Origin of the sequence: Citrobacter sp. CK191 (assembly GCF_030333435.1) — a bacterium.
GTDB classification, from domain to species: Bacteria; Pseudomonadota; Gammaproteobacteria; order Enterobacterales; family Enterobacteriaceae; genus Citrobacter_B; species Citrobacter_B koseri.
Map to the genome: position 1 here is coordinate 62,515 of NZ_JAOWFX010000029.1, position 12,914 is coordinate 75,428.

At 57.1% G+C, this 12,914-nt stretch carries 7 protein-coding genes; 6 read left to right on the forward strand and 1 reads right to left on the reverse strand.

Going from position 1 to position 12,914, the window contains the following annotated elements; all coding sequences use genetic code 11:
• Window positions 1–50: 50 nt before the first annotated feature.
• Complete coding sequence (gene sseA, locus OGV82_RS08780; protein WP_024130118.1) at window positions 51–893, reverse strand: 3-mercaptopyruvate sulfurtransferase; 843 nt, start codon at window positions 891–893, stop codon at window positions 51–53.
• 210 nt (window positions 894–1,103) lie between these two features.
• On the opposite strand from sseA, the gene OGV82_RS08785 reads away from it, so the two are divergent.
• From OGV82_RS08785 to ispG, 6 genes are all read left to right on the forward strand, one after another.
• On the forward strand, window positions 1,104–6,038 hold the full coding sequence (locus OGV82_RS08785) for an alpha-2-macroglobulin family protein (RefSeq protein ID WP_101744312.1): 4,935 nt from the start codon (window positions 1,104–1,106) through the stop codon (window positions 6,036–6,038).
• Window positions 6,039–8,351 (forward strand): peptidoglycan glycosyltransferase PbpC, encoded by a 2,313-nt coding sequence (pbpC, locus tag OGV82_RS08790; protein ID WP_101744313.1) that lies wholly within the window; start codon window positions 6,039–6,041, stop codon window positions 8,349–8,351. It begins immediately after the preceding gene.
• A gap of 148 nt (window positions 8,352–8,499) precedes the next feature.
• Window positions 8,500–8,931 (forward strand): nucleoside-diphosphate kinase, encoded by a 432-nt coding sequence (gene ndk / locus OGV82_RS08795; RefSeq protein ID WP_012131261.1) that lies wholly within the window; start codon window positions 8,500–8,502, stop codon window positions 8,929–8,931.
• Window positions 8,932–9,216: 285 nt separating this feature from the next.
• Window positions 9,217–10,383, forward strand: a complete 1,167-nt coding sequence (gene rlmN, locus OGV82_RS08800; RefSeq protein ID WP_012131263.1) for a dual-specificity RNA methyltransferase RlmN — start codon at window positions 9,217–9,219, stop codon at window positions 10,381–10,383.
• Between the two features lie 290 nt (window positions 10,384–10,673).
• The gene (gene rodZ, locus OGV82_RS08805; RefSeq protein WP_047462013.1) at window positions 10,674–11,687 is read left to right on the forward strand and encodes a cytoskeleton protein RodZ; all 1,014 of its coding nucleotides are present in this window, start codon (window positions 10,674–10,676) and stop codon (window positions 11,685–11,687) included.
• A 26-nt stretch (window positions 11,688–11,713) separates the two neighbouring features.
• Complete coding sequence (gene ispG, locus OGV82_RS08810) at window positions 11,714–12,832, forward strand: flavodoxin-dependent (E)-4-hydroxy-3-methylbut-2-enyl-diphosphate synthase (RefSeq protein WP_012131265.1); 1,119 nt, start codon at window positions 11,714–11,716, stop codon at window positions 12,830–12,832.
• Window positions 12,833–12,914 lie beyond the last annotated feature (82 nt).

Below are 12,914 nucleotides of genomic sequence, written 5' to 3' on the forward strand. Positions count from 1 at the left end.
CGCACTGTAGGCCGGATAAGCGCAAGCGCCATCCGGCACATTACAAAACGTCAGGCCGGCTCTACCGGTAAATCATTACGCGCGCCCCATTCGCTCCATGCGCCGTCATACAACGCGACATTGGGCACATCCAGCGTGGCGAGCGCCAGCACCACGACCGCTGCGGTGACACCTGAACCGCAGCTGGCGATAATCGGTCTGTCAAAACTGACGCCGTGACTGAAGAAAATGACGTCCAGTTCATCGGTCGTTTTTAATTCCCCTTCACGCACCAGCTCTGTCCAGGGCACGTTCAACGCGCCGGGAATATGGCCACGCTTCAGACCCGGACGCGGTTCATCGGCTTCGGCATTAAACCGTGGCGCCGGTCGGGCATCAACGATTTGCGCGGTTCTTTCATGGCTCGCCAGGAGTACATCGGTCAGACGCACAACCTTCTCCGCCGTGAATTTAACGTCAAATTCCCCTTCCGGGAGTTCCACTTCGCCTTCCTGAAGCGGCAGCTCATCGCGCTGCCAGCCCGCCAGACCACCGGCAAGAATTGAGACGTTTTCTACGCCAAACGTTCGCAGCATCCACCACGCGCGCGGGGCGGAAAACAGGTTGCCTTCATCGTAGACCACCAGATGTCTGTCCTGGTGTACGCCCAGTTCACGCATCGCCACGGCGAAGGCTTCCGGGCGCGGCATCATGTGCGGCAGCGGCGAGGTGTGATCGGAGAGCGCTTCAATATCGAAAAAGAGTGCTCCGGGGATGTGGCCTGAACGATATTCACCCGCAACATCCCTGTCTTCCTGTCCGGGAGGCGCCATGCGGGCGTCGATAATTTGAATTTGCGGATCGTCGATATGCTCTGCCAGCCAGTCGGCGGCGACAAACCAGGAGGTGGACATAGGCGTCTCCATCTTTTGCCATAATAATGCCAAATTGTCGGACGTTTACCGCAAAGGGACAAGTAAAAGAGGCTGATTTGGCTGGTGAAACCACATTTCTGATGAAAAAATCAGAACTTATATAACGAATACTGGCTTTCACAACGGGAAATCTCACGCATAATAGTTACTCTACGTTGCTAACGGGCCACTGTGGCCAGGGATGAAAGAATGAAACACATACGCGTAGCCGCTTGCATGCTTATGCTGGCGTTGGCGGGGTGCGATAACAACGATAACGCGCCAACGGCGGTGAAAAATGATGAGACGCCCGCCGCGCAATCCGCTCCGACGAAAGATCCGGCACAACTGCAAAAGCTGGCGCAACAGAGCGAAGGTAAAGAACTGACGCTGCTGGACGCCTCCGAAGTCCAGTTGGACGGCGCGGCGACGCTGGTGCTGACGTTCTCCATTCCGTTAGATCCTGAACAAGATTTTGCCCGCACCGTGCATGTGGTCGATAAAAAAAGCGGCAAGGTTGATGGCGCCTGGGAGCTGTCGCCGAATCTGAAAGAGCTGCGCTTGCGCCACCTGGAACCCAACCGCGATCTGGTGGTGTCCGTTGAACGTGATTTAACGGCGCTGAATAAAACCGCTTTTGGCCGCGCGTATGAAAAAACCATTACCACGCGGGACGTTCAGCCGAGCGTCGGCTTTGCCAGCCGTGGCTCGCTGCTGCCGGGAAAAGTGGTGGAAGGTTTGCCGGTCATGGCGCTGAACGTGAACGACGTGGATGTAAACTTCTTTCGCGTGAAGCCTGAGTCGCTGGCGGCATTCGTCAGCCAGTGGGAATACCGCAATGCTCTTTCGAACTGGGAATCTGACAACCTGCTCAAAATGGCGGATCTGGTCTATACCGGGCGTTTTGATCTCAATCCTGCGCGTAATACGCGTGAAAAACGCCTGCTGCCGCTGGGTGACATTAAGCCCCTGCAACAGGCGGGCGTGTACATTGCGGTAATGAATCAGGCCGGACATTACAACTACAGTAATCCTGCCACGCTCTTTACCCTCAGCGACATTGGCGTTTCCGCCCACCGTTATCACAATCGTCTTGATATCTTTACGCAGAGTCTGGAAAACGGCGCAGCGCAGCAGGGGGTTGAGGTTGCTCTGCTTGATGAGAAAGGTCAGACGCTGGCGCAAGCCGCCAGCGATGCGCAGGGGCATGTACAGCTGGAAAATAGTCAGCAGGCGGCGCTGTTGCTGGCGCGAAAAGACGGGCAAACCACGCTGTTGGATCTGAAACTGCCCGCGCTGGATCTGGCGGAGTTCGCGATTGCGGGCGCGCCGGGCTACAGCAAGCAGTTCTTTATGTTCGGCCCGCGCGATCTGTATCGTCCTGGGGAAACGGTGATCCTCAACGGACTGCTGCGCGACAGCGACGGTAAAACCTTGCCCGATCAGCCCGTCAAACTGGAAGTGGTAAAGCCGGACGGTCAGGTACTGCGCACCGTTGTCAGCCAGCCTGAAAACGGGTTATACCGCTTTACGTATCCGCTGGATAGCGGTGCACCAACCGGCATGTGGCACATCCGCGCGAACACGGGCGATAACCAGCCCCGGATGTGGGATTTCCATGTCGAAGATTTTATGCCGGAGCGAATGGCGCTTAATCTCAGCGCGCAGAAAACGCCGTTAGCCCCGTCGGAAGAGGTGACGTTCTCCGTTGTTGGTTACTACCTGTACGGAGCGCCTGCCAATGGCAACACGTTACAGGGGCAACTCTTCCTGCGCCCGCAGCGTGAAGCGGTACAGGCGTTGCCGGGCTTCCAGTTTGGCGATATTGCGGAAGAAAACCTTTCCCGCAGTCTGGACGAAGTCCAGCTTACGCTGGATGAAAATGGCCGTGGCGACGTCTCCGCCAACAGCCAGTGGCAGGAAGCGCATTCGCCGTTACAGGTGATCCTACAGGCAAGCCTGCTGGAATCAGGTGGTCGCCCGGTCACTCGCCGTGCGGAACAGGCTATCTGGCCTGCCGATACCTTGCCGGGTATTCGTCCGCAATTCGCCTCTAAAGCGGTGTATGACTATCGTACTGACGCCACGGTTAACCAACCCATCGTGGATGAGGGCGGTAACGCCGCCTTTGATATTGTCTACGCCGATGCGCAAGGCAATAAAAAAGCTGCTTCGGGTTTGCAGGTTCGTTTGATCCGTGAACGGCGCGATTACTACTGGAACTGGTCGGAAAGCGAAGGCTGGCAGTCGCAGTTTGATCAAAAAGATCTGGTTGAAGGGGAGCAGACGCTGGATCTCAGCGCCGATGAAACGGGCAAGGTGAGCTTCCCGGTTGACTGGGGATCGTATCGTCTCGAAGTGAAAGCCCCGAACGATGCGATCAGCAGCGTGCGCTTCTGGGCAGGTTACAGCTGGCAGGATAACAGCGACGGCAGCGGCGCGGCGCGCCCGGATCGCGTCACCCTGAAGCTGGATAAACCCACCTATCGTCCTGGGGACACCATCAAACTGCATGTCGCCGCGCCGGTGGCGGGTAAAGGCTACGCGATGGTGGAATCAAGCGACGGCCCGCTCTGGTGGCAGGAAATAGATGTACCTGCCGAGGGTCTCGACCTGTCGATTCCCGTCGATAAAGCCTGGAATCGACACGATCTCTACCTGAGCGCGCTGGTTGTGCGTCCGGGCGATAAGTCGCGTTCAGCGACGCCGAAACGCGCGGTTGGGCTGCTGCACCTGCCGTTGGGGGATGAAAATCGTCGTCTGGATCTGACGCTGGAAAGCCCGGCTAAAATGCGTCCAAACCAGCCGCTGACGGTGAACGTCAAAGCCAGCGCTAAACATGGCGAAACGCCAAAACAGATCAACGTACTGCTCTCTGCGGTGGACAGTGGAGTGTTGAATATCACCGATTACGTTACGCCAGATCCGTGGCAGGCATTCTTCGGGCAAAAACGCTATGGCGCGGATATTTATGATATCTACGGTCAGGTGATTGAAGGGCAGGGACGTCTGGCGACGCTGCGTTTTGGCGGCGACGGCGATGAACTCAAACGCGGCGGCAAACCGCCGGTCAACCATGTCAACATCGTGGCGCAGCAGGCGCTGCCGGTCACGCTTAATGAGCAGGGCGAAGGTTCCGTTACGTTGCCGATTGGTGATTTTAACGGCGAGTTACGCGTTATGGCCCAGGCATGGACGGCAGAGGACTTCGGCAGCAGTGAAAGCAAGGTGATTGTTGCCGCTCCGGTTATTGCGGAACTGAATCAGCCGCGCTTTATGGCGGGCGGCGATACTTCGCGCCTGACGCTGGATGTCACTAACCTGACAGACAAACCGCAGACGTTGACGATTGAACTCGCCGCCAGTGGGTTACTGGAACTGGTGAGTCAGCAACCTGCTCCGGTAAACCTGGCGCCGGGCGTGCGTACGACCTTGTTTATCCCGGTACGCGCAAAAGAAGGGTTTGGCGAGGGAGAATTGCAGGCCACGCTGACCGGCCTGAACCTGCCTGGCGAGACGCTTCCCGCTCAGCATAAGCAGTGGAAAATTGGCGTCCGTCCGGCCTGGCCTGCGCAGACGGTAAATAGCGGAACGGTGCTTCAGGCGGGGGAAACCTGGCATGCGCCCGCCCAAAATCTGGAGAACTTCTCGCCGGTAACGTTGCAGGGGCAGTTGTTGCTTAGCGGCAAACCGCCGCTGAACCTGGCGCGCTATATTCGGGAGCTGAAGGCTTATCCGTATGGTTGTCTGGAGCAAACCGCCAGCGGCCTGTTCCCGTCGCTCTATACCAACGCGGCGCAACTGAAGGCGTTGGGGATCGCGGGCGATACCGATGAAAAACGCCGTGCGGCAGTCGACACGGGGATCTCCCGGATGCTGCAAATGCAGCGTGATAACGGCGGTTTTGCCCTGTGGGATAACAACGGGCCGGAAGAATACTGGCTTACCGCATATGCGATGGATTTCCTCGTGCGCGCTGGCGAGCAAGGGTACAGCGTTCCGGCCGATGCGATTAACCGGGGAAATGAACGCCTGCTGCGCTATTTGCAGGACCCGGGCATGATGTCGGTGCGCTATAGCGACGATACCCAGGCCAGCAAATTTGCCGTTCAGGCGTATGCGGGACTGGTGCTGGCGCGTCAGCAAAAAGCGCCGCTTGGCGCGCTGCGTGAAATCTGGGAACGCCGGAGTCAGGCCGCGTCGGGCTTGCCGCTTCTGCAACTGGGCATTGCGCTGAAAAATATGGGCGATGCCGGCCGCAGTGAACAGGCGCTGACGCTGGCGCTGAACACGCCGCGCCGTGACGCGCAGCAATGGATGGCGGATTACGGTAGCCCGTTGCGTGATAACGCGCTCATGCTGTCGCTGCTGGAGGAAAATAAACTGCAACCCGAGGCGCAAAATACGCTGCTGACGACGCTTTCTGAACAGGCATTTGGTCAGCGCTGGCTTTCGACGCAGGAGAGTAATGCGCTGTTCCTTGCTGCGCGCACACTACAGGATCTGCCGGGGACATGGCAGGCGCAGACCTCGCTCGCTGACCAGCCGTTGACGGGCGATAAAGCGCAAACGCGTAATCTGGATGCCGATCGGCTTTCCGCGTTGCAGGTGACCAACAGCGGCGACCAACCGCTGTGGCTGCGTCTGGACAGCAGCGGATACCCGCAAACGGCGCCCGTACCTGCCAGCAATGTGTTGCACATCGAGCGCCAGATTCTGGGAACCGATGGTCAGAGTAAATCGCTCAGTTCCCTGCGCAGCGGTGAACTGGTGCTGGTCTGGCTCGAAGTGAAAGCGAGTCAAAACGTGCCAGACGCGCTGGTGGTCGACCTGCTGCCTGCCGGTCTGGAGCTGGAAAACCAGAACCTGGCAAACAGCAGCGCCAGCCTGCAGGACAGCGGCAGTGAAGTGCAAAACCTGTTAAATCAGATGCAGCAGGCGGATATTCAGCATATGGAATTCCGTGACGATCGCTTTGTCGCGGCGGTGGCGGTTAACCAGGGGCAGCCGGTGACGCTGGTGTATCTGGCGCGCGCGGTGACGCCGGGAACCTATCAGGTTCCTGTCCCGCAGGTGGAGTCAATGTATGTTCCACAGTGGCGGGCGATGGGATCAACCGAGGGGCTTTTGATTGTCACGCCATAAATGATCGTCCTGCGCAGTCTACGCGGTGGCTGGCGCTGGCTGGCCATCGCTCCATTTCTGATGATTCTGACAGTCTGGGCGGCGGACAAAATCTGGCCGCTGCCGCTGCACGAGGTCAATCCGGCACGGGTGGTGGTGGCGCATGACGGCACACCGCTGTGGCGCTTTGCCGATGCGGAGGGGATCTGGCGCTATCCCGTGACGATTGAAGACGTTTCTCCCCGCTATCTTGACGCGTTAATCAATTACGAGGACCGCTGGTTCTGGCAGCATCCGGGCGTGAATCCGTTTTCGGTACTACGTGCCGCCTGGCAGGATCTGTCGTCAGGACGCGTGATTTCCGGCGGCAGTACGTTGACCATGCAGGTGGCGCGACTGCTGGATCCGCATCCGCGAACCTTTGGTGGTAAATTTCGCCAGCTCTGGCGCGCGCTCCAGCTGGAGTGGCACCTGTCCAAGCGCGATATTCTGACGCTGTATCTGAACCGTGCGCCGTTTGGCGGAACGTTGCAGGGCATCGGCGCCGCCAGTTGGGCTTATCTGGGTAAACCACCGGTGCAACTGAGCTATTCGGAAGCGGCGTTGCTGGCGGTTTTACCGCAGGCGCCGAGCCGCTTGCGTCCCGATCGCTGGCCGGAACGCGCGCAAGCGGCGCGCAATAAAGTGCTGGAGCGGATGGCGGCGCAGGGCGTATGGTCGGCCCGGCATGTTCAGGAGGCCCGCGAAGAACCCGTCTGGCTGGCGCCCCGACAAATGCCGCAACTGGCGCCGCTGTTCTCACGCATGATGCTGGGTAAAAGCAACAGTGACAAAATCGTCACCACGCTGGATGCCGGGTTGCAGCGTCAGCTTGAAGAGCTGGCGCAAAACTGGAAGGGACGGCTTCCGGCGCGCAGTTCGCTGGCGATGATCGTTGTCGATCATACCGATATGAGCGTGCGTGGTTGGGTTGGATCGGTGGATATGAATGATGACAGTCGTTTTGGTCATGTGGATATGGTCACTGCGATCCGATCGCCGGGATCGGTGCTTAAACCCTTTGTTTATGGGCTGGCGCTGGATGACGGGTTGATCCATCCCGCCTCGCTGTTACAGGATGTGCCGCGCCGTACCGGCGATTATCGTCCGGGAAACTTTGACAGCGGGTTTCATGGCCCCGTCAGCATGAGCGAAGCGCTGGTGCGTTCGTTAAATTTGCCTGCGGTACAGGTGCTGGAAGCATATGGCCCAAAACGTTTTGCGGCAAAACTGCGTAACGTTGGCCTGTCGCTGTATCTGCCTGCGGGCGCGGCCCCTAATCTTTCCCTGATTCTGGGCGGCGCGGGCGCAAGGCTGGACGAGATGGTGGCGGCATACAGTGCGTTCGCCCGTCATGGCAAGGCGGCAACATTGCGCTTGCAGCCAGGGGATTCGTTGCAGGAGCGTCCGCTGATGTCGCCGGGTGCGGCGTGGATCATCCGGCGGGTGATGGCCGATGAAGCGCAGCCGTTGCCGGATAGCGCCCTGCCGCGCGTAGTGCCGCTCGCCTGGAAAACTGGCACCAGCTATGGCTATCGCGACGCGTGGGCGATAGGTGTTAGCTCCCGCTACGTGACTGGCATCTGGACGGGCAGGCCCGACGGCACACCCGTTGCCGGACAGTTTGGTTTTGCCAGCGCGGTGCCGCTGCTTAATCAGGTGAATAATATGCTGATGGCGCACGCCGCGACGCAGCCTGAAGATCCGCGTCCGGCGTCGGTGAGCCGGGGCGTTATCTGCTGGCCGGGCGGACAGGCTCTTTCGGCGGGAGACAGTAACTGCCGCCGTCGACTGGCGACCTGGCTGCTGGAAAACAGCCAACCACCGACGCTGCTGTTACCTGAACAGGAAGGGATTAGCGGCATTCGTTTTCCTGTCTGGCTGGATAATGACGGAAAACGCGTCGCCGCCGATTGCGCTCAGGCGCGGGAGCAGACGTTGATTGTCTGGCCGTTGCCGCTGGAGCCCTGGTTGCCCGCTGCTGAACGCCGCGCTGCGCGACTACCGACGGCTTCGACGACCTGCCCGCCGCTGGGGCAGGATGCGCCTTTACCTCTACAGTTAACGGGCGTGCGTGATGGCGCGATAGTGAAACGGTTACCCGGCGCTTCCGGGGTGGATTTATCGATTCAGAGCAGTGGTGGCGCGGGGGCGCGCTGGTGGTTCCTCAATGGTGAGCCGTTGGGAGAACGCGAGCGGAATATTACGTTACATCTTGCCGAAAAAGGCGAGTATCAATTACTGGTTATGGATGCCGCTGGACAGATTTCTGCGCTGCGATTTACTCTGCAATAGACCTGATAGCAACAGTTTGTTGCTAATACTCATCTTATTTTAAAAAAATGTTACCTTCATCCATAGGCAATAACCCGGATGCTCTTTATAATCCGCGCCAGGTCGTACAAGCATATATACAACAGCAGAACACATTACAGAGGTAATCATGGCGATTGAACGTACTTTTTCCATCATCAAACCAAATGCGGTGGCAAAAAACGTTATTGGCAACATCTTTGCGCGCTTTGAAGCAGCAGGGTTCAAAATTGTCGGTACGAAAATGCTGCACCTGACCGTTGAGCAGGCGCGCGGTTTCTATGCCGAGCACGATGGTAAGCCGTTCTTCGACGGCCTGGTCGAGTTCATGACCTCTGGCCCGATCGTGGTTTCCGTACTGGAAAGCGAAAATGCCGTGCAGCGTCACCGCGACCTGCTGGGCGCAACCAACCCGGCTAACGCGCTGGCGGGCACCCTGCGTGCCGACTACGCGGACAGCTTCACCGAAAACGGCACCCACGGTTCAGATTCTCTGGAATCCGCTCAGCGTGAAATCGCCTATTTCTTTGGTGAAGGCGAAGTGTGCCCGCGCACTCGTTAATAAATCAGTGATGTAGTATGTAGGCCTGATAAGACGCATCTGCGTCGTTATCAGGCAGTCGCACAATGCCGGATGGCGCTGATGCTTATCCGGCCTACGACTTATCAGGTCTACGACGCTGCTCTGCCTTTACACATTATTTTCGCTAATGTCCCGCGCAGGCGTGGCATCCTTGCGATAGAATTTGTACAATGCAGCGCCCCAGGACGAGCACCGCTCACTGGGGCGCTTCTTTTTTCAACCCTCCAGGGGCCATAACGTGTAATAACGAGGCCGGAATAGAATATGTCTGAACAAATTGTCACGTCTGAAATCATCACCCCGGTTGTTCCTGATAAAAATGGAAAAATTAACCTGCTGGATCTGAACCGTCAGCAGATGCGGGAGTTTTTTAAAGAATTAGGTGAAAAACCCTTCCGCGCCGATCAGGTGATGAAGTGGATGTACCACTATTGCAGCGATAACTTTGATGAGATGACCGACATCAACAAAGTGTTACGTGGCAAACTGAAAGAGGTGGCGGAAATCCGCGCGCCAGAGGTGGTGGAAGAACAGCGTTCTTCAGATGGCACCATCAAATGGGCGATTGCCGTTGGCGATCAGCGCGTGGAAACGGTCTACATCCCGGAAGACGATCGCGCCACGCTGTGCGTCTCTTCACAGGTTGGTTGCGCGCTGGAGTGTAAATTCTGCTCAACTGCGCAGCAGGGCTTTAACCGTAACCTGCGCGTCTCTGAAATTATCGGCCAGGTGTGGCGTGCGGCGAAAATCGTCGGCGCGGCGAAAGTCACCGGGCAACGTCCGATCACCAACGTGGTGATGATGGGCATGGGTGAACCGCTGCTGAACCTGACCAACGTCGTACCGGCGATGGAAATCATGCTGGATGATTTCGGTTTCGGTCTGTCTAAACGCCGCGTCACGCTGTCGACGTCAGGCGTTGTTCCGGCTCTGGATAAACTGGGCGACATGATTGACGTTGCGCTGGCGATCTCTTTGCATGCGCCGAACGATGAAATTCGCGATGAAATTGTACCGATCAACAGAAAGTACAACATCGAAACGTTCCTCGACGCGGTTCGCCGTTATTTGCAGAAATCCAATGCGAATCAGGGACGCGTCACAATTGAATACGTCATGCTGGACCACATTAACGATGGAACGGAACATGCGCATCAGCTGGCGGAACTGCTGAAAGATACGCCGTGTAAGATTAACCTGATTCCGTGGAACCCGTTCCCGGGCGCGCCGTATGGCCGGAGTTCCAACAGCCGCATCGATCGTTTTTCTAAGGTGTTGATGAGCTATGGTTTCACGACCATTGTGCGTAAAACACGCGGCGACGATATTGATGCCGCTTGTGGTCAGCTTGCCGGGGATGTGATTGACCGTACCAAACGTACTCTGCGTAAGCGTATGCAAGGTGAGGCTATCGACATTAAGGCGGTCTGATACGGCTTGCGCCATTGTGTGTTTTGTGTACAGTGGCGCAATGTTGGTTGAATGATGCCTCAAGTTGTACTTATCTGGTCAATATTAACGGTGCGTTTTTGTCAACTTTAGGGCAGTATGTAGCGGTGCAACAATAGTTTAGCCTTAAGGATTAAGCTGTTTTGTCATAAGTAGCCTGACAGTCTTATACTGTCCAACTAAGGTTAACTGACCAGATGTTTCGCGGTGCGGGTGGGCATTGTGTCTCACCGGCGCCTGAACCCCAATTTACGTACCAGCAGCTGTAGCGAATGAATACTGAAGCCACGCACGACCAAAATGAAGCACAATCCACCGGCGTTCGTCTGCGCAATGCCCGTGAACAACTCGGACTCAGCCAGCAGGCGGTTGCAGAGCGACTTTGCCTGAAGGTTTCCACGGTACGCGATATTGAAGAAGATAAGGCCCCGGCCGATCTCGCTTCAACGTTTCTGCGCGGGTATATCCGCTCTTATGCGCGTCTGGTGCACATCCCTGAAGAAGAACTGCTGCCCGGTCTGGAAAAACAGGCGCCGGTTCGTCCTTCCAAAGTCGCGCCAATGCAGAGTTTCTCTTTAGGTAAGCGTCGTAAAAAGCGCGATGGCTGGTTGATGACGTTCACCTGGCTGGTGCTGTTTGTGGTGGTTGGCCTGACGGGGGCCTGGTGGTGGCAAAACCATAAGGCGCAGCAGGAAGAACTCACCACGATGGTCGATCAATCCTCTGCTGAACTGAATGCCGGCGGCGATAGCGCCCAGAGCGTACCGCTGGACACCAGCGAAGCCGCAAGCCAGGATTCGACGCCAGCGCCAACTGCGCCTGTTGACTCTACGGCGACAAACACCGTGCCGCAGACGCCGGATGCGTCCGCGACGACCACGGCACCAGCCGCAGACGCTCAGCAGAATGCGGTCGTTGCGCCTTCTCAGGCGAATGTGGATACCGCAACCACGGCGCCTGCCGCGACGGGTGATGCGGCGTCATTGCCGACCGATCAGGCGGGCGTGGCTACGTCAGCGGTCGATCAGAACGCGCTGGTGATGAACTTTACCGCCGATTGCTGGCTGGAAGTCACCGATGCGACAGGTAAAAAACTGTTTAGCGGAATGCAGCGTAAAGATGGCAATTTAAACCTAACCGGTCAGGCGCCTTATAAGCTTAAAATTGGCGCCCCGGCTGCGGTACAGATCCAGTATCAAGGAAAACCTGTCGATCTGAGCCGTTTTATCAGAACTAACCAGGTTGCGCGTCTGACCCTTAATGCCGAACAATCACCGGCGCAGTAACAGACGGGCAACGCGGGAGATTTTTCATGCATAACCAGGCTCCAATTCAACGTAGAAAATCGAAACGTATTTACGTTGGGAATGTGCCGATTGGCGATGGCGCCCCCATCGCCGTACAGTCAATGACCAATACGCGCACGACGGATGTGGAAGCGACGGTCAATCAAATTAAAGCGCTGGAACGTGTTGGCGCGGATATCGTCCGCGTCTCCGTGCCGACAATGGATGCCGCAGAGGCGTTTAAGCTGATCAAGCAGCAGGTTAATGTCCCGCTGGTTGCTGATATCCACTTCGACTATCGCATTGCGCTGAAAGTGGCGGAATATGGCGTGGATTGCCTGCGAATCAACCCAGGCAACATCGGTAACGAAGAGCGTATTCGTACCGTTGTCGACTGCGCTCGCGATAAAAATATTCCTATCCGTATCGGCGTAAACGCCGGATCGCTGGAAAAAGATCTACAGGAAAAATACGGTGAGCCGACGCCGCAGGCGCTGCTGGAATCGGCGATGCGCCATGTGGATCATCTCGATCGCCTGAACTTCGATCAGTTTAAAGTCAGCGTGAAAGCCTCGGATGTTTTCCTCGCGGTAGAATCCTATCGTCTGTTGGCGAAACAGATCGAACAACCGTTGCATCTTGGGATCACCGAAGCGGGCGGCGCGCGCAGCGGCGCGGTGAAATCGGCGATTGGCCTCGGTTTACTGCTGTCGGAAGGCATTGGCGATACGCTGCGCGTCTCTCTGGCGGCCGATCCGGTAGAAGAAATTAAAGTGGGCTTCGATATTCTGAAATCGCTGCGCATTCGTGCGCGTGGGATCAACTTTATCGCTTGCCCAACCTGTTCCCGTCAGGAGTTCGACGTCATCGGCACGGTCAACGCGCTGGAACAACGCCTTGAAGACATCATCACGCCAATGGACGTTTCCATCATCGGCTGTGTGGTGAACGGGCCGGGCGAAGCGCTGGTTTCGACGCTGGGCGTAACGGGCGGCAACAAGAAAAGCGGCCTGTATGAAGACGGTGTGCGTAAAGACAGACTCGACAACGATGATATGATTACGCAGCTTGAAGCCCGTATCCGCGCGAAGGCCAGCATTATGGACGAAGCGCGTCGAATCGACGTGCAGCAGGTTGAAAAATAATAACGCGATGGGAAGCGGCGCGCTTCCCGTGTATGATTGAACCCGCATGGCTCCCGTATCGTTTGGGAAGCGCTGAGGGTTC